At 73.6% G+C, this 22,544-nt stretch carries 12 protein-coding genes; 6 read left to right on the top strand and 6 right to left on the bottom strand.

What is annotated here, in order from left to right; genetic code table 11:
* Position 1: 1 nt before the first annotated feature.
* Positions 2 to 916 carry an NAD(P)/FAD-dependent oxidoreductase gene (locus tag ACFWYW_RS54060; RefSeq protein ID WP_379612772.1) on the bottom strand — a complete coding sequence of 305 codons (915 nt, stop codon included), beginning with the start codon at positions 914 to 916 and terminating at the stop codon, positions 2 to 4.
* Positions 917 to 983: 67 nt separating this feature from the next.
* On the opposite strand from ACFWYW_RS54060, the gene ACFWYW_RS54055 reads away from it, so the two are divergent.
* The 3 genes from ACFWYW_RS54055 to ACFWYW_RS54045 all read left to right on the top strand — a co-directional run bounded on the left by ACFWYW_RS54055 (position 984) and on the right by ACFWYW_RS54045 (position 3,612).
* Complete coding sequence (locus tag ACFWYW_RS54055; RefSeq protein WP_379612771.1) at positions 984 to 1,562, top strand: helix-turn-helix domain-containing protein; 579 nt, start codon at positions 984 to 986, stop codon at positions 1,560 to 1,562.
* Positions 1,563 to 1,633: 71 nt separating this feature from the next.
* Positions 1,634 to 2,830, top strand: a complete 1,197-nt coding sequence (locus ACFWYW_RS54050; RefSeq protein ID WP_379612770.1) for a cytochrome P450 — start codon at positions 1,634 to 1,636, stop codon at positions 2,828 to 2,830.
* Between the two features lie 74 nt (positions 2,831 to 2,904).
* Positions 2,905 to 3,612: a response regulator transcription factor gene (locus ACFWYW_RS54045; RefSeq protein ID WP_379612769.1), complete on the top strand. Its 708-nt coding sequence runs from the start codon at positions 2,905 to 2,907 to the stop codon at positions 3,610 to 3,612.
* Here ACFWYW_RS54045 and pabB read toward each other — a convergent pair.
* From pabB to ACFWYW_RS54020, 5 genes are read right to left on the bottom strand one after another with little or no spacing between them, the layout of a single operon-like run.
* Entirely contained in the window at positions 3,551 to 5,632 is a 2,082-nt protein-coding gene (gene pabB / locus ACFWYW_RS54040; protein ID WP_379612768.1) for an aminodeoxychorismate synthase component I, read from the bottom strand. The genes ACFWYW_RS54045 and pabB overlap by 62 nt on opposite strands.
* Positions 5,620 to 6,459 (bottom strand): aminotransferase class IV, encoded by an 840-nt coding sequence (locus ACFWYW_RS54035; RefSeq protein WP_379612767.1) that lies wholly within the window; start codon positions 6,457 to 6,459, stop codon positions 5,620 to 5,622. Before ACFWYW_RS54035 ends, pabB begins: the two co-directional genes overlap by 13 nt.
* Before the next feature lie 4 nt (positions 6,460 to 6,463).
* Positions 6,464 to 7,981 carry an AMP-binding protein gene (locus ACFWYW_RS54030; RefSeq protein WP_379612766.1) on the bottom strand — a complete coding sequence of 506 codons (1,518 nt, stop codon included), beginning with the start codon at positions 7,979 to 7,981 and terminating at the stop codon, positions 6,464 to 6,466.
* Positions 7,974 to 8,552, bottom strand: a complete 579-nt coding sequence (locus ACFWYW_RS54025) for a hypothetical protein (RefSeq protein ID WP_379612765.1) — start codon at positions 8,550 to 8,552, stop codon at positions 7,974 to 7,976. Before ACFWYW_RS54025 ends, ACFWYW_RS54030 begins: the two co-directional genes overlap by 8 nt.
* Positions 8,531 to 9,247, bottom strand: a complete 717-nt coding sequence (locus tag ACFWYW_RS54020) for a Phenylacetic acid catabolic protein (protein ID WP_379612764.1) — start codon at positions 9,245 to 9,247, stop codon at positions 8,531 to 8,533. The genes ACFWYW_RS54025 and ACFWYW_RS54020 overlap by 22 nt, the downstream gene beginning before the upstream one ends.
* 311 nt (positions 9,248 to 9,558) lie before the next feature.
* Here ACFWYW_RS54020 and ACFWYW_RS54015 point away from each other — a divergent pair, with 311 nt between their 5' ends.
* From ACFWYW_RS54015 to ACFWYW_RS54005, 3 genes are all read left to right on the top strand, one after another.
* Positions 9,559 to 16,143, top strand: a complete 6,585-nt coding sequence (locus tag ACFWYW_RS54015; protein WP_379641376.1) for an amino acid adenylation domain-containing protein — start codon at positions 9,559 to 9,561, stop codon at positions 16,141 to 16,143.
* The gene (locus ACFWYW_RS54010; RefSeq protein ID WP_379612762.1) at positions 16,140 to 21,713 is read left to right on the top strand and encodes an amino acid adenylation domain-containing protein; all 5,574 of its coding nucleotides are present in this window, start codon (positions 16,140 to 16,142) and stop codon (positions 21,711 to 21,713) included. Before ACFWYW_RS54015 ends, ACFWYW_RS54010 begins: the two co-directional genes overlap by 4 nt.
* A partial coding sequence (locus tag ACFWYW_RS54005) for a saccharopine dehydrogenase NADP-binding domain-containing protein (protein ID WP_379641375.1) occupies positions 21,710 to 22,544 on the top strand: 835 nt, incomplete at its 3' end. The genes ACFWYW_RS54010 and ACFWYW_RS54005, both read left to right, overlap by 4 nt.

Below are 22,544 nucleotides of genomic sequence, written 5' to 3'. Positions count from 1 at the left end.
CCTATTTCCCGGACATGATCAGGTCGCCGTTGATGGCGACCGCGGCGCGCAGGCCCGCGGCGGCGGCGCCGATCACGGTCTCCATCAGGCCCGACACGTTACCCGCCACCCACACGCCCGGCACGTCGGTGGCGCCCGTGGGACCCGCGGGGATCTGGCTGCCGATCAGGTGGCCGTCCATCTCCTGGATCACGGGTTCGATGCCCAGGTCCTTGAGGAAGTCCGCGCGGGCGTGCATGACCGGGCTGACGACGAGGACGTCGCGGGCGACGATCCTGCCGTCGGCCAGCCGTACGCCGGACAGGTGGTCGTCGTGCGTCTCCACGGCGGTGACGACGCCGTCGACCACCTCGATGTCGTGACCGGACAGGTCGAGACCGGCCACGGTGTGCGAGAAGAGGATCACGTCCTTGCTCAGCTGACGCCACAGCGACGCCTGGTGTACGGCCAGCGGCCCCGTAGCCAGCACCCCGATCGCCCGGTCACGCATCTCCCACCCGTGGCAGTACGGGCAGTGCAGCACGTCCCGGCCCCAGCGCCCGGGCAGCCCCAGGATGTCGGGGAGTTCGTCCCTCAGCCCGGTGGCGACCAGAATCCGGGAACCCTCGGCCACCCCGCCGTCGCGCAAGGTGACCGCGAAGGCGCCATCGGGCAGCCGGGTCACCGACGCCACACTGCCCTCGCGGATCTCGCCGCCGTAGCCGGTGAACTCCGCACGGCCCTTGGCCACCAGCTCGGACGGCGGCAGCCCGTCGTGTCCCAGGTAGTTGTGGACTCCGTCGGAGGGAGCGTTGCGCGGCTCGCCCGAGTCGATCACCAGGACCGCCCGGCGGGAACGCGCCAGCGCCGTCGCCCCGCTCAGGCCCGCGGCCGCGCCGCCTATCACGATCACGTCGTAACGTCGCATCTCTGTCATGCCGCAGAGAGTGCGCCATGAGCGGGCGAATTGACAAACACCGTTGCTGTTTTGGCAAACTGGGGCCGTGGAAGAACTGGCTGCCGTCCTCGGGTCCGTGGGGCCGAGGCTGCGCGCGCTGCGGGTCGAGCACGGCGTGACGCTGAGCGAACTGAGCTCGACGACCGGGATCTCGCTCAGCACGCTGTCGCGCCTGGAGTCCGGGCAGCGCAAACCCACCCTGGAGCTCCTGCTGCCGCTCGCGCAGGCGTACCGGGTGCCGCTGGATGAGCTGGTCGGCGCACCGGAGACCGGCGACCCGCGCATCCACCTGCGCCCCTTCAACCGCTACGGCCGGACCTTCGTCCCGCTGACCCGGCAGATGGGCGGCGGGCTTCAGGCGTACAAGATGATCATCTTGCGGCAGGAGGACATGAGCGAGCAGCGCGCGCACGAGGGCTACGAGTGGCTCTACGTGCTGGCCGGGCGGGTGCGGCTGCTGCTCGGCGAGCGGGATCTGGAGCTGGCGGCGGGGGAGGCGGCCGAGTTCGACACCCGGCTGCCGCACGCCTTCACCACCGCGGGTCCCGGGCCGGCGGAGCTGCTCTGCCTGTTCGGCGCCCAGGGCGAGCGCATGCACGTACGCGCCCGCCCCGCCGCTCGTTGACCGGGCGGGACCCGGGAGTAAAATCGAATCTTGCCGGCAGTCAGATCCGCTCCAACCCACAAGGAGAGGCGATGGCCGCCATCGTCGAACGGTACGACGTTCCCTCGCAGCACTTCTGGCTGCACGGCCCGCACGAGGGGCCGCCGGTCGCCTACGACGAGGCCGCGGGGATCTGGAACGTGTTCGGATACCCCGAGTTGCACGACGTCCTCGCCGACCCGGGCACCTACTCCTCCGACACCATGCGCCTGCTGCCCAAGGGAGCGTTCTCCGAGGACGAGGGGTTCTCGCTGAAGGGCTTCCTCACCCAGATCGACCCCCCGGAGCACGGTAAACTGCGCAAGCTCGTCAGCGCCGCCTTCACCCGCAAGGTCGTCGCCGACCTCGAACCGAGGATCGCCGCGCTCACCGGCGAGCTGCTCGACGCGGCCCGCGAGCGCGGCCGGCTGGAGCTCGTCGCCGACCTCGCCTACCCGCTGCCGGTCATCGTCATCGCCGAGCTGCTGGGCGTGCCCGCCGGTGACCGCGAGCTGTTCAAGCGGTGGGCGGACACGCTGTTCTCGCGGGAGACCAAGATCTCGATGAACGAGTCCGACCGGCGTGACCCCGGCACCGAGGCGGCGCTCGGGTCCTGGAAGGAGATGACGGACTACCTGGCCGGCCACGCCGCGGAACGCCGCCGCCGGCCGCGCGCCGACCTGCTCACCAAGCTGGTCGAGGCCGAGGTGGACGGCGAGCGCCTGCCCGACGAGCAGGTGGTCAACTTCGGGATCATCCTGCTGCTCGCCGGGCACATCACCACGACCATGCTGCTCGGCAACACGGTGCTGTGCCTGGACGCCTTCCCCGGGCGGCAGGAGGAGGTCCGCGCCGACCGCGGCCGGATCCCGGACGTCATCGAGGAGTCGCTGCGCTTCTTCACCCCGTTCGCCGCGCTGGGCCGCGCCACCACCCGCGAGACCGAGCTCGGCGGCCTGACCATCCCCGCCGACGCGATGCTGCTGACCTGGCCCGCGGTCGCCAACCGCGACCCCCGCCAGTTCGACCGGCCCGAGGTGTTCGACCCCGGCCGCGACCCCAACCCGCACCTGGCCTTCGGCCGCGGCATCCACTTCTGCCTGGGCGCGCCGCTGGCCAGGCTGGAGGGCAGGGTCGCGCTGAACATCCTGCTCGACCGGCACGCCACCCTGCGCACCGACCCCGCCGACCCGGTCGCCTTCATCCCCACGCCGACCATGACCGGCGTACGGCGGCTGCCACTGCAGTGAGGCTCATGTTCGCGGACATATCGTGAAGCCTGATGGGTAGTCCTTCGTTGCCCCCGACGTGACGGCGGATGACGATGACATCAGAACGAGTCGCCCTGGTCTCCCTGGGCAGTGAAGTGGTGCGGTGCGGCCTGTGCGCGATGCTGCGCGAGCTCGACACCCTGGACGAGGTGGTCGGCAGCTCCTGCGTCGACCAGAGCATGGGCATCCTGCACTCCGGCCGCCCCACCCTCTTGGTGCTGAGCGACACCCCCGAGCCACAGCGGGCGGAGAAGCTCGCGCGGACCGCCAGCGACCTCGGCGTCCGCGTGCTGCTGGTCCTGCGTACCGCCAGTGACAGGACGCTGGCCCAGGTGGCGCCGATCCCCGCCGACGGCTACCTCCTGGAGAACGTGCTCACCCGCGAGACGCTCTCCAGCGCGCTGAGCGACCTGGAGAGCGGGCTCGTGCCGATGCCCGGCGCGGTGGCGCGCAAGCTGATGGCCCAGGTCGGGCCGGACACCCGCAACCGTGAGGCGGCCCCGGCGGCGCGTGAGGAGACGCCGGACGCGCTTTTGAGCTGCCGTGAAATGGAAGCGCTTGCACTCCTGGCCGAAGGGCTGAGCAACAAGCAGATCGCGCGCCGGCTCGGCATCTCCGAGCACGGCGCCAAGCGGCACGTCGCCAACATCCTGGCCAAGCTCAACTGCCCGAACAGGACGCTGGCGACGGCGGTGGCGATCAGTCGGGGACTGGTTCGCGATCCACGGGATCCGGGGAACTCACGCCGCTCGCGAGGGTGACCTCCGGCCGCCGGGACAGCCCGCGCAGCGGGGCGCGGGCCTTGAGCAGCATCTCCTCGTACTCCGCCGCCGGGTCGGAGTCCAGTACGATCGCGCCGCCCGCGCCCACCGACAGCCGGCCGTCGCGGGCCACGGCGGTGCGGATCACGATGTTGAGGTCGGCGCCGCCGCCCAGGCCGAAGAAGCCGATGGCCCCGGAGTACACGCCCCGCGCCCGTCCCTCCAGCCGGTCGATGATCTCCATCGTGCGCAGCTTCGGCGCCCCCGTCATCGAGCCGCCGGGGAAGCACGCACGGGCCGCCGCCACCGCGCCGACCCCGTCGTTCAGGTGGCCGCGCACGGTCGAGACGAGCTGGTGCACGGTCTCGTAGGACTCCACCGCCATGAAGCGCGGCACGGACACGGAGCCGACGTCGCTGATGCGGCCCAGGTCGTTGCGGAGCAGATCCACGATCATGAGGTTCTCCGCCCTGGTCTTGTCCGAGGTCGCCAGTTCCTCGCGCAGGGCGGTGTCGGCGCGCGGCTCGGGCGAGCGCGGGGCGGTGCCCTTGATCGGCTTGGATTCGGCGACGCCGTCCCTGCCGACCTTGAGGAAGCGCTCCGGCGAGGAGCACAGCACGTGCGTGCCGCCCAGGCGCAGGTACGCGGCGTAGGGGGCCGGGTTGAGCCGCCGCTGGGCCAGGTAGAGCTCGAACGGGGAGCCGTCGAAGGGGATCTCGGCGGTGTTGGTCAGGCAGATCTCGTAGCTCTCGCCCGCCCGCAGCAGCCGCAGGCACTCCTCGATGTCGGCGACATAGCGCGTACGGTCCCTGACCAGCCACGGCTCGGGATCGAACCCCTCCTCTGGATCGGCGGGCGCCGCGGCCGGTTCCGGTCGCGCGGCCCGGCAGGCGGCGGCGGTCCCGGCGACCCAGGCCCGCGCCGCCGACCGGCTCGCGCCGCGGCCGTCGGTCAGCGCCAGCACCCAGGACTGCCCGCGCTCGTGGTCGAGCGCGACGAGCCGGGTCGCCGACATCCAGACCGCGTCGGGCAAGGGGGAGACGTGCGCGGCCTGAGCGCCGCAGTCACGCTTGAGCTCATAGCCGAAGTAGCCGACATAGCCGCCGTTCAGCTCGAAGGGCAGCTCATCCGGTACGGCCCGCGCCGCCACCCGATCGGCCAGCACGTCGAAGACGGAGGCGAACACGGCCGACTCCGCGCCCCCCGAGCTGACCACCACGCTGCCCGAACCCGGCTGGCAGGACAGCACCTCGCCATGCGGCCCGCCCGCGTCCCCCAGGAACGAGAACCGGGCCAGCCCAGGCTCGGCACGGCTGCTGTCCAGCCAGAACGCGTACGGCTCCGCCCCGAGCACCTCCGCGAAGACCCCCTCGGCGTCGGGCACGCCGTCCACCCGCTCCACCTCCAGCGACCAGACCGGAGCGGGGGCGAGGGTGACGGCGCGGCCGTACGCCAGATCGCGGAAGTTGCGCATCAGCGCCGGCCCGTGCTCGGTGGAGATCGACTCCGGATGGAACTGCACCCCCCACCAGGGCATCTCGCGATGCCGCAGCCCCATCACCACACCGTCGGCGCTCCACGCGGTGATCTCCAGATCGGCGGGCGGCGGCGTGGCCACGCACAAGGAGTGGTAGCGCACGGCGGCGAAGCCCTGCGGCAGCCCGCGGAACAGGTCGCGGCCGCAGTGCCGGATCTCCTCCACGTACCCGTGGATCGGGATGGGCGCCGGGACCACGTCGGCCCCCGACATCCACGCCAGCGCCTGGTGGCCGAGGCAGACGCCCAGCACGGGCAGGCCGGAACGCCGGATCACCTCCAGCGTGACGCCGACGTCGCGTTCCTTCTGCGGGCGTCCGGGACCGGGGGAGACGATGAGCGCGTCGAACCGGCCGAGATCCAGGCCGTCCCAGCGCGGGTCGTCGTTGGTCAGCACGACCGGCTCCACGCCGTAGGCCTGGGCGGCGAGCTGGAACAGATTGTAGGTGTAGGAGTCGTGGTTGTCCACGATCAGGGTGCGCACGGCTGCTCCCGCGCGGGCAGGACCGGCAGCACCGCGCGGTGGCTGACGGCCTGCCGCCACTCCGCCGCCCGCGCAGAGATCCGGGCCGCCGCCCTGGTACGGCCCGCCGCGTCGGCCCAGGCCCGGACCGGACGCAGCCCGTGCAGGGCGTTGACGCTCCAGGTCTCCAGCTCCATCAGCTCGGCCACGCTCACCCGCTCGTGCCTGACCGGGCAGCGCCAGCAGGCGGCCAGCCGTTCCAGATGGATCCTGGTCACCGACGGCAGGACCGGCAGGGCACGGTCGGGCACGCACAGCGTGCCGCCGCGCCACCACACCAGCGCGCTGTGCGCGCTCTCCAGCGCGGTGCCGCGACGGTCGTAGAGCAGCGCGTCGTCGGCCCCCCGCGCCCTGGCCCGATCGCGCAGCTCCGCCAGCACCCGCAGGTCGGGGCCCTTGACGGTGGGACGGCGGCGCGGGTCGGCGGCCGGCGGGATCCAGAGGGTGACCTCCGCCTCGCCCGGCTCTGGGGCGGGCCTGGGCCAGAGCGCCAGCCGGGGACGGGCTCCCGTGTACGCCTCGACCCGGGGGAACCAGCGGCCGTGGCCGGGCAGCCGGTGGCGTACCGCGCCGAGGAAGTCGTGGACCGCGGCGGCCCGCAGGCCGGGCACCAGCTCCGTGCTGGCGCGCACGAAGCGCTCCTCGTGCAGGGGCAGGTCGCGTACCCGCTCGTCGGTGACCAGCCACGAGTCCACGACCGCGGGCTCGCCGGGCGGCCGGTCGGGGGCGGGCACCAGGCCGGAGTCCGGGTCCCACGCCAGGCGCTCGTCCGCGCGGACGGTCAGCATGCCATCACCACTTTCCCTCGCGCACCGCGAAACGGCGCAGTTTGCCGGTCGGGGTGCGCGGCAGCGCGGGGCGTACCTCCACGCTGCGCGGCACCTTGTACGGGGCCAGCCGGCGGCGGGCCAGCCCGATCAGCTCGCCCTCCAGGCCGGGTCCGGCCGGGCCGGTGAGGACGACGAACGCGCGCAGCCGTCCGGCGCCGCGCTCGTCGCGCACGACCGCCACGGCCACCTCGGCGACCGCGGGGTGCTCGGCCAGCACCCGTTCGATCTCGACGGGGGAGACGGTGATGCCGCCGACCATCTCCATGTCGTCGGCCCGGCCGCAGTGCTTGAGCGCGCCGCCGTCCACGTACTCGGCCAGGTCGCCGGTGCGCAGCCAGCCGCCGCTCAGGGCACGGGCGGTCTGCTCCGGCCGCTCCAGGTACTCGATCATGACCGCGTCGCCGCGTACCCAGATCTCGCCCTGGCCGAGCGTGACCAGCGCGCCGTTCTTGTCGCGCAGCGCGACCTCGTAGCCCGGCAGGGGGCGGCCGATGGTGCCCGGTTCGTCGCTCCAGGCGGTGTTGGAGCAGAACGCGTGCCCGGCCTCGGTCGAGCCGAGCTGGTCCAGGACCGGGGCGCCGAGCAGGTCACGGGCCCGTTCGCCCAGCTGGGCGGGCAGGGGTTCGCCGGCGGAGACGGCCAGCCGTACCGTGGAGAAGGGGCCGGGCGGGCAGTCGGCGAGCAGGTTGGCGTAGGCGGTCGGGACGCCGTACAGGAGCGTGACGCGGTGGCGCGCCACGGCCTCGGCGAGGTCGCCCGGCGCGGCCCGGTGCGGCAGCAGCACCGCCGATGAGCCGGAGAACAGCGGGAAGACCAGCGCGTTGCCGAGGCCGTAGGCGAAGAACATCTTCGAGATCGACAACGTCACGTCGTCGCGGGTCACCCCGGTCACGCCGGTCCCGGCCGCGCGCATGTAGCGGGCGAGGTCGGCGTGGCGGTGCAGCGCCGCCTTGGGCGTGCCGGTCGTGCCCGAGGTGTACTGCGCGTACAGGGGAGTCCGGCCGCTGACGCTCCGCACGGGCCCGGCGGGCGCGCTCGCCGCCAGCGCCGTCAGCCGCTCATCGGCCAGTACGGCACAGCCGCCGAACCGCCCCGCGAGGTGGTCGTCGCTGACCACGAGCCGCGCCCGGCAGTCGGCGGCCATGAAGGCGTGGTCGCCGGCGGTCAGGTCGGGGTTGACCGGCACCGCCACCGCGCCCAGCCGGGCCGCGCCCAGGAACGCGCTCACCCAGGCGATGCCGTCGCCGAGGGCGATCAGCACCCGGTCGCCGGGCCGTACGCCGTGACCGGCCAGGACGGAGGCGGCACCGGCGGCCAGCGTGTGCACCTCGCCGTGCGTGTAGGAACGGCCGGGCGCGTGGAAGGCGGGCAGCTCCCACCACCCTTCGCGCCGGGCCAGGGCGGCCAGGTGGGTGGCGCAGTTACCGGCCGGTTCCCCGTCCGGCGGGGCGGAGCGTTGCCGGGGCAGGAGCTCACGCATGGCATGTCCTCGGGAGGGTGAGAGGGGCGATCACGAAGGCGCCGTCCACGGGACCGACCGGCCACCAGCCCCGAGCGACCAGCCCGGCGAGCGCCGCGTCCCCTCTTGGGACCGTGTTACCGGGGTCGTCGTGCCGGGCGGCGGGCGGTGTGCTGCCTGAGGCATCGGCCAGGGTGGTGGCGACCAGGGTGCCGAGCAGCCAGAGGATGGCGCCGGACTGGGCGAGGGCGTCGCCGTCGCCGGGCTCTGCGGGTTCGAGGCGCGGGGTGGCCACCAGCATGGCCACGTGTTCGGCCAGCTCCAGCCGGCTCTCGCGGCCCGCCGCCACCAGGCGCGTCCTGGCGCGGGCCCGGCGGCCATCCAGCGCGGCCAGCCAGCCGGGCTCCACGCGGTCGAGCAGCGTTGCGGGCACCCGGCCGGCCTGCCGCACCGGCAGGCCGTCCACCTCGTCCGGTACCCGGCCGGGCGCCGCGGACAGGCCGTCGAGCAGGGCGAGCACGTCCTCGCCTCCGGGCCCGAGCGCGGCGGGCAGGCCGGGAGGCGGGGCGGTCAGCTCGTAGTGGCGTTCCACCGCGTCCCCACCTCCGGATAGTCCAGGCCGAGCTCGTCACACAGCAGCACGCGGGTCCGCCGCACGAACTCGGCCCGCGACTCGTCGTTGTTCAGCCGCTTGATGCCCCAGCGCCGGAAGATCTCGTTGTTCCTGGAGTCGCTGCGGCCGAAGAGCGGCAGCGTCATCCGGATGAGGTGATGGGCCGAGGACCGCACCTCGTCACGCCGGGCGGGATCGGCGGCCAGCCGCGCGGCCGTTCTGGCGCCGAAGGAGACGTGGAAACGTTCCTCCCGCATCAGCGACCGGCACAACATACGCAGCGGCACGTACGAGCATTCGCACAGGTCTTCCATCAGCACGACCTCGGCCAGATCCACGATGGCCTTGGTCATCACATATCCGGTCCACGATGTCACCTGATAGTCGAAGACGGAAAGCGGCGGCCTGTCCTGGTCGTCTTCGAGGCCGAGCTGCGCGGCGAGTTTGTTGAACTTCAAATGATGTCCGTATTCCTCCATCGCCATTCTGCAGGCCAGCCATTTTTCGTGCGGCGTGGGTGCGAGTGAAATGGAGGGCTCGTCGAACACCGCCGCGCCCGCCGCCTCGTTGCGCACGTGGCTGTTGATGATCTTGCCGAGCGCAGTGACGTACTCCTCGCCGAGCGCGTGCGCCGCGGCGGCGTCGTGGACGTCGTCCATCAGCATCTGGGGCATATCGACGGAAGTTAAGGGCGGTTGGCGAGAGCGGCAAGTGCCCGGACGGGCACCTCGAAAGAGGGGGTGGTGACTTTTTGAGGTGTACCGAAAGGGCACGTTATTTCTTTCTCCGCAGAACACGCGCTTCCGGCCGGGTAGTTAGGTAAGGCTAAATTAATGACTGAACGGCTAGTCAGCGAGCGCCCAAAGAAAGTTCGGCATTTGTCGTGTGCTTCCGCCGCGTGCCAGCGTTGTTGACTATGACGGAAACAGCGACGCGTCTGCCTTTTCAGGATCGGCTGCTTTCCGCGCCTGAGCTCGAGGCGCCGGTGAGCGAGCTGACCGGGCTGGCCTGCCGTGCCGTGCAGATGGTTCCCGGTGGTGGGCTGGTGCTGCTGGTGGAGGCGGACGGCGATCGCGGGCCGTCGGCCGCGCGGGTGCGGGCCGCCGTCCTGGACGCCTGCGGCGAGGTGGCCGAGACGGTGGTGACACTCGCCCCGGGCTCGCTGGCGGGGGAGACGGCCGAGTTGGTGAACTTGTTGCGGCGCGGCGCGTTGCCCGTGCTGGCGACGGACTCGCTGGCCGTACCGGCTGGACGGGATGAACGGGACGTTCCGGAGACCAGCTCGCGAAGACCGCAGCGGCCGGATCTCGGACTGCGGGAGATCGCGCGGGCGGCGGCCGAGTTGCTCGGGGTCGCGCCCGAGGAGCTCGGAGCGCAGGACGATCTCATCGCCCTGGGCGCCGACTCCATCCGGATCATGCAGCTCGCCAACGACTGGCAGCGTCAGGGCGTCGTGGTCAAGTTCGGCGACCTGATGGAGTCGCCGACGCTCGCCTCCTGGCACACCCTCCTGAACTCGGGCGGTCCGGTCGCACCGCCGCCCCCGCAGACCGGGCCGCCCGACCGGCACGCCCCCTTCCCGCTCACGCCCCTGCAGCACGCCTACTGGTTCGGCCGCCGCGACCGCCAGGTGCTCGGCGGCGTCGGCTGCCACTTCTACGCCGAGTTCGACGGCCGCGGCCTCGACCCCGACGCACTGGAACGCGCCGCCCGCGCCCTGTTCGACCGGCACGAGCTGCTGCGCGCCCGCTTCCTCGACGACGCCACCCAGCAGATCCTGCCGCGGAGTCCGTGGCCCGGCCTCACCGTCCACGACCTGCGCGAAGCGGCGGACACCGAGGCGCGCCTGCTGGCGGTGCGCGAAGGCCTCTCGCACCGCCGCCTGGAGGTGGAACGGGGCGAGGTGCTCGACCTGACGCTCTCCCTGCTGCCGGACGGCGCCCACCGCCTGCACGCCAACATCGACCTGCTCGTCGCCGACGTACGCAGCATCCAGATCCTCCTGGAGGACCTGGCCACCCTCTACCGGGGCGGCACCCTGCCCCCGCTGACCTACGGCTTCCCCGACTACCTCGCCGGGCAGGAGCGGCAGCGCGCCGCCGACCGCGAGGCCGACCGCCGCTACTGGTCCGGACGCCTGCCCGGCCTGCCGCCCGGCCCGGCACTCCCGCTCGCCGTGGAGCCGGGAAAGCTGGAACGGGTACGGGTGGTCCGCCGCGACCGCAGGATCACCGCCGCCGACCGGGAACGCCTGTCCGAGCGAGCCCGCGCCCACGGCCTCACGCTGCCGATGACGCTGGCCGCCGCGCTGGCCGAGGTCGTCGGCGCGTGGAGCGCCTCGCCCCGCTTCGTGCTCAACGCCCCGCTGTTCGACCGGAGCCTGCCGCACCCCGAGGTCGAGCACATGGTGGCCGACTTCAGCAACCTCATCCTGCTGGAGGTGGACCTGTCGCGGCCCCAGACGTTCGCCGAGCGGGCCGCCTCGCTGCAGGCGCGTTTCCAGCGCGACGTGGCGCACTCGGCCTACACCGGCGTCGAGGTCCTGCGCGACCTCAACCGCGGCGGCCGCCACGACCAGGTGAGCGCCCCGGTGGTGTTCACCAGCGCGCTGGGCATGGGCGACCTGGTCACCGAGGACGTCCAGCGCGGCCTCGGCACGCTCGGCTGGATGGTGTCGCAGACGCCGCAGGTCTGGCTGGACCACCAGGTGGTCGAGGTCGACGGCGGCCTGCTGGTCAACTGGGACGCCGTCGATGACCTCTTCCCGCCCGGCGTCCTGGACGGCATGGCCGCCGCCTACGACCGCCTGATCGACTGGCTCCTGACCGAGGACTGGTCCGCGCCTCCGCCCCACCCGTCCCGCCCCGCTCCAGAAACGACCGAGACGCCCCTGCCCGAGGGCACGTTGCACTCCCGCTTCTTCGACCGGGCCCGCCGCGATCCGTCCCGGATCGCGATCCGTCCCGGCCTCTCCTATGGCGAGCTGTCGGATCGGGCGCTGCGGGTGGCGGGCTCCTTGGCCGAGCAGGGTGTACGGCCGGGCGACGCCGTGGCTGTCTGCCTGCCGAAGGGCGCCGACCAGGTCGCGGCCGTGCTGGGCATCCTGGCGGCCGGAGCCCTGTATGTCCCGGTGGGCGTCGATCAGCCCCAGGCCCGCCGCGACCAGATCCTGCGCCGCGCCGGAGCCCGGCTCCTGCTCACCGACCTCCCCTCCGGCCCGCCACTGGAGGCCCCGGTAGAGGTGACCCCTGAGGCGAGCGCGTATGTGATCTTCACCTCGGGCTCCACCGGTGAGCCGAAGGGTGTCGAGATCTCCCACCAGGCCGCGGTGAACACGGTCGTGGACGTCAACCGGCGCTTCGGCGTGACCGGCGAGGATCGGGTTCTGGCGGTGTCGGCGCTGGACTTCGATCTGTCGGTGTGGGACGTGTTCGGCCTGCTGTCGGCGGGTGGCTCCCTCGTCATGATCGGCGAGGACGAGCGTCGCGACGCCGCCCGCTGGGCCGCTCTGGTGGCCGAGCACGGGGTGACCGTGTGGAACACCGTCCCGGCCCTGCTCGACATGCTGCTCACGGGCACCGAGTCCGCGCTCACCTCGCTGCGCCTGGCGATGGTCTCCGGCGACTGGGTGCCGCTCGACCTGTCCGCCCGGCTCGCCGGTGAGGCCCCCGGCTGTGAGCTGATCGCGCTGGGCGGGGCCACCGAGGCGTCGATCTGGTCCAACTACTGCCCGGTTCCGGCAGACGTGCCGTCCGACTGGGTCTCCGTCCCCTATGGCAGACCGCTGACCAACCAGTGCTTCCGCGTGGTCGACGGGCTCGGCCGGGACTGCCCCGACTGGGTGGCGGGCGAGTTGTGGATCGGCGGGGCCGGGGTCGCCAAGGGGTACCGGGGCGATCCGGAGTCGACGGCCGCGAAGTTCACCGGCGGCTGGTACCGGACCGGCGACATGGGCCGCTACTGGCCCGACGGCACCCTGGAGTTCCTGGGCCGTCTCGACCACCAGGTCAAGATCCGCGGCCACCGGATCGAACTCGGCGAGATCGAAGCCGCCCTGCTCACCCACCCCCACGTCGAGCGCGCCGTCGCCACCAAGATCGACCGCCGCCTCGCCGCCGTGGTCGTCAGCGACGGTGACCTCGGCGACCTGCCCGACCGGCTGACGGAACGGCTTCCGCCGTACATGATCCCCGACCGGATCGTGCCCGTGCGGGACCTGCCGCTCACCCCCAACGGCAAGATCGACAGGACGGTGGTGCGAGGCATCCTCGCCGGCCATGAGCAGCGCGACGAGCCGTTCGAGCCGCCGCTGCCCGGCGTGGAGAGCGCCGTCGCCGCCATCTGGGCCGAACTGCTGGAGCTGCCCGCGGTCGGCCGCGACCAGAGCTTCTTCACGCTGGGCGGTGACAGCCTGCTGGCCACCCGCCTCATCACCCGGCTGCGCGAGGGCGGCGTGTCCGGTGGGCGGCTGACGAACCTGTTCGACCATCCCGAGCTCGCCGCCTTCGCCGCGACCCTGACGCCGGGGCGGGAGGAGGGCGAGCGGGCCGCGCTGCGCGCCGACCCGGAGCACCGCCACGAGCCCTTCCCGCCCACCGACGTGCAACGCGCCTACTGGCTCGGCCGCACCGACGACTTCGCGCTCGGCGGTGTGGGCTGCCACTTCTACACCGAGTACGACCTGGAGGACCTCGACCTGCCCCGGCTGGAAGCGGCCTGGAACCGTCTCATCGAGCGGCACGCGATGCTGCGCGCGGTGTTCCTGCCCGACGGCACCCAGCGGGTGCTGCCCGAGACGCCCCGCTTCGCCATCGCGGTCACCGAGGCGGGCGAGGACGCCGACGAGGCGCTCGCCGGGCTGCGCGCGGACATGTCGCACCAGCTCATCGACGCCACCCGGTGGCCGCTGTTCGACGTGAGGGCCGTACGTTACGGCGCGGGCCGCACCCGGCTGGGCGTCAGCTTCGACAACATCATCCTCGACGCGCTCAGCACCATGACTCTCCTGCGCGAACTGGACACGCTCTACCACGACCCGGCCGCCGAACTGCCGCCCGCCGGGCCCTCGTTCCGCGACTACGTGCTGACGGTCAAGCCGGGCCCGCGGGCGCTGCGCCGGGCACAGGAGTACTGGTCGGAGCGGGTCGCCGAACTGCCGCCCGCCCCGCAGCTCCCGCTGGCCGAGGAGCCGGAGCGCGTCGGCCGCCCGCGCTTCACCCGCCGCCAGGCCCGCGTGCCCGCCGAGCGGTGGCAGGCCGTCAAGGACGCCGCCAGGGCACACGACCTGACCCCGTCCACGGTGCTGGCCACCACGTTCGCCGAGGCGCTCGGCGCCTGGAGCGCCCGCCGCGACATGACGATCAACCTGACCCTGTTCGACCGCCGCGAGGTGCACCCGGACATCGACACCGTCCTGGGCGACTTCACCTCGCTGCTGCTGGTCGCCTACGAGCCGGGCCGTACCTGGCTGGACAGCGCCCGCCGCCTGCAGCGCCGGGTCGTGCGCGACCTGGAGCACAGCGACGTCTCCGCGCTGTGGGTGATGCGCGAGCTGGCCAGGCGTACCGGTACGGCCGACGCCGCGATGCCGGTGGTGTTCACCAGCACGCTCGGCATGGACGCCACCCCGTCCGGCGCGCTGTTCGCCGAGCCGTTCTGGGGCGTCTCGCAGACGCCGCAGGTCTGGCTGGACCACCAGGTGGTCGAGGTCGACGGTGACCTGCTGGTCAACTGGGACGCCGTCGAGGACCTCTTCCCGCCCGGCGTCCTGGACGGCATGTTCGCCGCCTTCGCCGGGATGCTGGAGCGCCTGTCCACCGATGACTGGGCCGCCGCCGTCCCCTGCCTGACCCCGTCGGAGCAGCTCGTCTCCCGCGCCGGCGCCAACGACACCGCCACCTCCCCGCCCGGGGGCACCCTCCACTCCCGCTTCTTCGACCGGGCCCGCCGCGATCCGTCCCGGATCGCGATCCGTCCCGGCCTCTCCTATGGCGAGCTGTCGGATCGGGCGCTGCGGGTGGCGGGCTCCTTGGCCGAGCAGGGTGTACGGCCGGGCGACGCCGTGGCCGTCTGCCTGCCGAAGGGCGCCGACCAGGTGGCCGCCGTGCTGGGCATCCTGGCGGCCGGGGCGCTCTACGTGCCCATCGGCGCCGACCAGCCGGAGCTGCGCAGGGAGCGGATGCTCCGCCGCGCCGGCGTCCGCCTGACCCTCACCGACCTGCCCTCCGGGCCGCCGCTGGAGGCTCCGGTCGAGGTGGATCCGGAGGCGAGCGCGTATGTGATCTTCACCTCGGGGTCCACCGGTGAGCCGAAGGGCGTCGAGATCTCCCATCAGGCCGCGGTGAACACGGTCATGGACGTCAACCGGCGCTTCGGTGTGACCGCCGAGGACCGGGTTCTGGCGGTGTCGGCGCTCGACTTCGATCTGTCGGTGTGGGACGTGTTCGGCCTGCTGTCGGCAGGTGGCTCCCTCGTCATGATCGGCGAGGACGAGCGCCGCGACGCCGCCCGCTGGGCCGCCTTGGTGGCCGAGCACGGGGTGACCGTGTGGAACACCGTCCCGGCCCTGCTCGACATGCTGCTCACCGCCGACCGGGGCACCCTGGGATCACTGCGCCTGGCCATGGTGTCCGGCGACTGGGTCCCCCTCGACCTGTCCGCGAGGCTCAGCCGCGCCGCCCCCGACTGCGAGCTGATCGCCCTGGGCGGGGCCACCGAGGCGTCGATCTGGTCCAACTACTGCCCGGTCCCCGCCAAGGTGCCACCGGAATGGGTGTCGGTCCCCTACGGCAGGCCCCTGGCCAACCAGTGCTTCCGCGTCGTCGATGCTGCGGGCCGGGACTGCCCGGACTGGGTGGCGGGCGAGTTGTGGATCGGCGGGGCCGGGGTCGCCAAGGGCTATCGCGGTGACCCGGAGACGACCGCCGCGAAGTTCACCGGCGGCTGGTACCGGACCGGCGACATGGGCCGCTACTGGCCCGACGGCACCCTGGAGTTCCTGGGCCGTCTCGACCACCAGGTCAAGATCCGCGGCCACCGGATCGAACTCGGCGAGATCGAAGCCGCCCTGCTCACCCACCCCCACGTCGAGCGCGCCGTCGCCACCAAGGTGGATCGCCACCTGGCCGCCTTCGTCGTCCCAGCCGGGGACCTCGGTGACCTGCGCGACCGGCTCGCCGACCGCCTGCCCTCCTACGCCGTCCCCGCCACGATCACCCCGCTGGACGACCTCCCGCTCGGCGCGAACGGCAAGATCGACCGCGCCGCCCTCGCCCGCCTGGCCCGCGAACCCGACGGCCAGAGCCGCGACGCCCCGCCCGCCGGGCCCACCGAGCAGGCCCTCGCCGCGATCTGGCGGTCCCTGCTCGACCTGCCGGACGTGGGCAGGCACCAGAACTTCGTGACGCTCGGCGGCGACAGCGTCCTGGCCACCCGCCTGGCCGAGGAGATCAGGATCGAGTTCGGCGCCGACCTCCCGCTGCGGGAACTGTTCGCCGGGCCGACGATCGCCGAGCACGCCGCCCTGATCGACCACCGCGACGACTCAGCCTTCGAGGAGGGCTCGCTATGACAGCCGGTCAGCTCATCGCCGAACTGGCCCGGGAGGGCGTCCACCTGTGGGCGGAGTCGGGGCGGCTGCGCTTCCGCGCCCCCAAGGGCGTCCTCACCGAGGAACGGCGCGCCCTGCTGGCCGCCCACAAGGAGGCGCTGCTGGAGCAGCTGAGCCGCCCCGCCCAGCCCGAGCTGCGCCCCGACCCGGCCGCCCGCCACGAGCCGTTCCCGCTCACCGACGTCCAGGCCGCCTACCTGCTCGGCCGGGGCGCCGCCTACGACTACGGCGGCACCGCCTGCCAGGTCTACGCCGAACTCGCCTTCACCGGCCTGGACCCCGGCCGCGCCGAGGACGCCTGGAACCGGCTGATCGAGCGCCACGACATGCTGCGCGCCACCGTCCACCCGGAGGGCTACCAGGTCACCGCCCCCGACCGGCCCCGCTACCGCATCGAGACCACCGACCTCACCGGCCGCCCCGCCGCCGAGACCGAGGCGCACCTGACGGCCGTCAGGGCCGCCATGGACAGCCGCGTCTACGATCCGGCGGCCTGGCCGCTGTTCGAGCTCCGGATCACCCGCACGGACGGACGCGACCTGCTGCACGTCTCCGTCGACTTCCTCATCGCCGACTACATGAGCATCCAGCTCCTGCTCACCGAGCTGAACACCCTCTACCAGGACCCCGCGGCGCACCTGCCGCCCCTGGAGATCACCTTCCGCGACTACGTGGCCGCCACCCGGGGCGAACGCGACGGCCCCGCCCGCGAACGCGACCGCGCATACTGGGAGGAGCGCCTCGCCACCCTGCCCGGCGCGCCGGAACTGCCCCTGCGCGAGGACGAGCGCGCCCAGGCCGGCGGCTCGTTCACCCGCCACCTGGCCAGGTTCGCGCCCGGGCAGTGGCAGGCGTTGCGCGAGCGCTCCGCCGCGCACGCCATCACCCCCTCCACCGCCGTGCTGGCCGCCTTCGCCGAGGTCGTCGGCCGCTGGAGCCGCCAGCCCGCCTTCTGCCTCAACCTCACCCTCCTCAACCGCCGCCCCCTCCACCCGCAGGTGGACGCGCTCGTCGGCGACTTCACCACGGTCAGCCTCCTTGAGGTGAACGGCTCCGCGCACGCCACCTTCGCCGCCCGCGCCGCCGCGCTCCAGGCCCGGCTGTGGCAGGACCTCGACCACCGGCTCCACTCCGGGGTTGAGGTGATGCGCGAGATCGCCCGCACGAAGGGCCGCGACGCCGCCCTCATGCCGGTCGTCTTCACCAGCACCCTCGGGCTCGGCGAAGCCGGCGACGGCATGGGCGACGTGGTGTACGGCAGGAGCCAGACGCCGCAGGTGTGGATCGACTGCCAGGCCCTCGTCGAGGACGGGACCCTGGAGGTCAGGGCCGACGTGCGCGACGGCGTGCTCCCGGCTGGGCTGGCCGAGGACCTGTTCGGGGCGCTGCGCGAACTGCTGGCCGACCTGGCCGCCGGCGACGACGCGTGGGCGGCGGCCTCGCCCGTGGGGCTGCCGGCCGTACAGGAGGCGCGGCGGGAACGCGCGAACGCCACCGCGGCGCCGCGCCCCGGCGGGCTGCTGCACGAGCCGGTCGTCGCCCGCGCGTCCACCACCCCCGGCGCGCCCGCCGTCATCGCGGAAGACCGCACGCTGACATACGGCGACCTGCTCGCCCGAGCCACCGCCGTAGCCGAAACCCTCACCCGAGGCGGCCCCATGGCGGACCCCCTCACCCCCGCCACCGCCCGAGCGGAGCCCCTCACCCGAGGCGGCCCCGCGGCGCAACCCCTCACCCCCGCCACCGCCGTGCCGGCAGCCCTCACCCCCGCCACCGCCGTGCCGGAGCCCCTCGCCCGAGGCGGGGCGCCGGTGGCGATCCTCATGGACAAAGGCTGGGAGCAGGTGGTCGCCGCGCTCGGCATCCTGCTGGCCGGAGCCGCCTACCTGCCGGTCGACACCGGCCAGCCGCCCGCCAGGCGCGCCCGCATCCTGGCCGACGCCGGTGTGGACACCGTCCTGACCCAGTCGTGGATCGGCGAGCGTCCCGACGGCGTGCGCTGCCTGGACGTGGACACGCTGGCGCCCGCCACCACCTCCGTCCCCCGAAGCGCCGCGCGGCCGGGCGACCTGGCCTACGTCATCTACACCTCGGGCTCCACCGGCGACCCCAAGGGCGTGATGATCTCCCACGAGGCCGCCCTCAACACCGTCGCCGACATCAACCGCCGCTTCTCGGTGACCCCGGCCGACCGCGTCCTCGGCCTGGCGGCGCTGGGGTTCGACCTGTCCGTCTACGACGTCTTCGGCGTCCTGGCCGCGGGCGGCACGCTGGTGCTGCCCGGCGCCGCGGGCAGGGGCGACCCGGCCCGCTGGGCCCGGCTGGTCGCCGAGCACGGCGTCACCCTCTGGAACTCCGTGCCCGCCCAGCTCCAGATGCTGGAGCACTACCTGGCCACGCAGCCGGAGACCACTCTGCCGACGCTCCGGCTGGCCCTGCTGAGCGGCGACTGGATCCCGATCACGCTGCCCCCGGCCATCCGCGCCCGCCTGCCCCGGCTCGACCTGGTCAGCCTGGGCGGCGCCACCGAGGCGTCGATCTGGTCGATCTTCCACCCGATCGGCGAGCCCGAGCCCGGCTGGACGAGCGTCCCGTACGGCAAGCCGCTGGCCAACCAGACCTTCCACGTCCTGGACCACCACCTGCGCCCCTGCCCCGACTGGGTGGCGGGAGAGCTGTACATCGGCGGCGCGGGCGTAGCGCTCGGCTACCTCGGCGACCCGGGCAAGACCGCCCGGCGCTTCGTCGGCCACCCCGCGACCGGCGAACGCCTCTACCGCACCGGCGACCTCGGACGTTACCGCGAGGACGGGCTGATCGAGTTCCTGGGCCGCGAGGACCGGCAGGTCAAGATCCGCGGCCACCGGATCGAACCGGCCGAGGTCGAGGCCGCGGTCCAGGACCATCCCGCGGTCGCCGCCGCGCACGTGCTGGTGGACGGCGACGGCATGGAGCGCCGCCTGGCCGCGTTCGCCGAGCCGGCCCGCCGTACCCCGGAGGTCATGGACGGGGCGGCGGAGGAGCTGCGCGCGGCCGGATCGCGCGCGGGCGACCCGCACACCGCGCACATCTCCCGCGAGGAGCTGACCGAGTTCATCGCCCGCCTGGACCGGGCCGCGGTCGTCGGCATCGTGCGCGCCCTCGCCACCCGCGGCCTGTTCCGGCAGGTGGGGGACACCGCCACGACCGAGCAGGTCATCGCGGCCCTCGACGCCGCGCCCCGCCACCACCGGCTGGTGCGCCGCTGGCTGCGCGTGCTGGAGCACGAGGGCTACCTCGAACGCGGTCCCGCCGGCGTGCGCACGGCCGTCCGCACGGCCGGTCCCGGCGACCTGGACGCCGCCTGGCGCGCGGTCGGCGAGCTGCAACGCGAGGACAGCTACCCGGCCGAGCTGATCGCCTACTTCAGGACCAGCACCGCCCACCTGCCCGAACTGGTCAGGGACGAGTTGGACCCGCTGCCGCTGCTGTTCCCGGAGGGCCGCCTGGAGATCTCCGAGGCCGCCTACCGGGAGAACATCATCAGCCGCTACGTCAACCACGCCGCCGTCGAGATCCTGCGCCGCATCGCCGCCGGGCACCCCGGCCGCCTGCGCGTGCTGGAGGCGGGGGCGGGCGTCGGCGGCACCAGCGCGCGGACGATCCCGGCCCTGGCCGGGCACGACGCCGACTACCTGTTCACCGACGTCTCGCCCTTCTTCATCAACGAGGCCCGCGCCCGTTTCGGCGAGCTGCCCTGGGTGCGTTACGGCCTGTTCGACATCAACGAGGACTTCCGCGCGCAGGGCTACGCGCCCAACGACTTCGACGTCATCCTCTGCGCGAACGTGCTGCACAACTCCCGCCACGCCGGCCGCGTGCTGGAGCGGCTGGTACGCATGCTGCGCCCCGGCGGCTGGCTGGTCTTCATCGAGACCACGCGGGACAGCTACCAGATCATGACCTCGATGGAGTTCATGATGCCGGACAAGGACCCCCGCAAATGGGACTACGAGGACCTGCGCCAGGGCCTCGACCAGACCTTCCTCGGCCGGGACCAGTGGCTCGGCCTGCTGCGGGAGGCGGGCGCCGGCGCGACCGTCTGCCTGCCCGGCCCCGGCGACGTGACCGGCCCGCTCGGCCAGAACGTGTTCGCCGCCCGGTTCAAGACCGACCGGCGGCCCCTGGACGTCGCGGGCCTGGCCGGGCACCTGGCCAGGCGGCTGCCCGACTACATGATCCCGGCCCACCTGCAGATCGTCGACGAGCTGCCGCTGACGGCCAACGGCAAGGTGGACTCCACCACGCTCCGCTCATGGCTGCCCCGCGCCGCCGCGAGCCGCGCCTCGGCCGGTGGGCCGCCCCGCGACGACCTCGAACGCGCGCTCGCCGGCGTGTGGGCCGAGGTGCTCGGCGTGGGCACGGTCAACCGCGACGACGACTTCTTCGACCTCGGCGGCGACTCGCTGGTGGTCGCCAAGCTGGCCGCCACGCTGCGCGAGCGCGTACCGGCCGCGGCCGATGCGCACTGGGACGACCTGGTCCGCCGCATCCTGCACCAGCCCACCGTGGCCGCGCTCGCCGACGGCCTGCGCGACGGCGCCGCCGAGGAGGACGGCGCCCCCGCCGAGCGCACGCCGCTGATCCCGCTCGGCGGCGATCCACCCGGCGACGGGCCGCTGCGCGTGCTCGTCCACGAGGGCAGCGGCACCCTCACCCCCTACCGCGCACTGTCCCGCCTGCTGACCGCCAAGGGCGGCCCGCTGGCCGGACTCGCGATCACCGACGTGGACGCCTATCTGGCCGAGGAGCCGCGCGGCCTGATCGCCCGCCGCGCCGCCCGCTACGCCCGCACCCTCCTGGAGACCGGCGCGCACTCCTTCCACGTGGTCGGCTACTGCATGGGCGGCCTGCTGGCCACCGAGGTCGCCAGGAACCTGACCGAGTCCGGCGCCGACGTCAGCGCCCTCACCGTGGTCAGCAGCTACACGCTGCCCCGGACCATCGAGGACGACCTCGTGGCCGAGTACGTCTTCGCCAAGGTCATGGGCGTGGACCCGGCGGCGGCCGGCTACCCCGCCGACGAGGAGCTGATGGCGAAGGTCTTCGCCGCCCTGCTACGAGAGGACCCCGGCCGCGTGCCCGCCGGCTCGGTCACCGCGCTGACCGGCGACCTCGCCCCCGCCGCCGCGGCCTTCCGCGCCCAGGCCGCCCGCCCGCAGGCCGAACGGCTGGCCGCGATCGGCCACGCCGCCACCTCCGGGACCGCGGGCCCCGACGTCGAGCGGCACGTCGCCACCTCCTTCCAGGTGGTACGGCACAGCCTCCTGGCCGTCGCCGCCCACGAGCCGGAGCCGTACGCGGGCGACATCGCCTTCCTGCGCCAGCGCGGCGGCACGAGCTTCCTGCCGTGGCTGCGCGACGACATGACCGGCTTCTGGCGGGAGCTGTGCCTGGGCGAGCTGACCGTCACCGACGTGCCCGGCGACCACTTCACCTGCCTGCGCCCGCCCCACGTGGACGAGGTCGCCGCCGTGCTGGAGGAGTCATGACCATCGGCGTGAGCGGATGCTACGGCGCCGTCGGCCGCGCGCTGACCCGACGGCTGCCCGGCCCGCTGCGGCTCGGCGGCCGGGACCCCGCCCGGGTGCGCGCCCTGGCCGGGCCGGACGACGAGGCCGTCATCCTGGACCTGGACGACGCCGCCGCGCTGGCCCGGTTCTGCGCCGGGTGCGAGGTGGTGGTCAACTGCGCGGGGCCGTCCTCGGACATCCGCGACACCGTGGCCAGGGCCGCGCTGGCCGCGGGAGCGCACTACGTGGACGTCGCGGGCGACCGGCTCGACCTCGACCCCCTCACCGGCCTGGCCCTGCGGGCGCCCGGCGGGCCCCGCGGCGCCGTGCTGGCGGCGGGCATGATGCCGGGCCTGTCCGCGCTGCTGCCGCGGGCGATGGCGGGGCCCGCGCCGTCCCGGCTCGTCGCCCATGTCGGCGGCCTCGACCGCTTCACCAAGGCCGCCGCCCTCGACTACATCGCCTCCCTGACCGGCGAGTACGCCACCCCGCAGGCCGCCTGGCGCGGCCACCGGCAGGTCCGCGGCGCGCTGCGCCCGCTCGACCGGGTACGGCTGCCGCACTTCCCCGGCCGTGTCAGCGCCTATCCCTACCTCAGCCGCGAGAGCGCCCGCCTGGCCCGCGAGCTCGGGCTGGCCGAGGTCGAGTGGTGGGGCGTCTTCGACGGCGAACGCGCCCCGCGCGCCCTGGCCGGCGCCGCGGACAGGGATCCCGGGCAGGCGGCCCGGGACCTGGAACTGGCCGCCCGGCTCGACGCGGTGGGGCGGGAGCCGTACTTCCAGCTCGTCTTCGACCTCGACGGCAGGATTC

This window comes from Nonomuraea sp. NPDC059023 (genome assembly GCF_042740095.1).
GTDB lineage: Bacteria > Actinomycetota > Actinomycetes > Streptosporangiales > Streptosporangiaceae > Nonomuraea.
The sequence above is the reverse complement of the archived record's forward strand: the minus strand, read 5'-3'. Positions and strand labels throughout refer to the sequence as shown.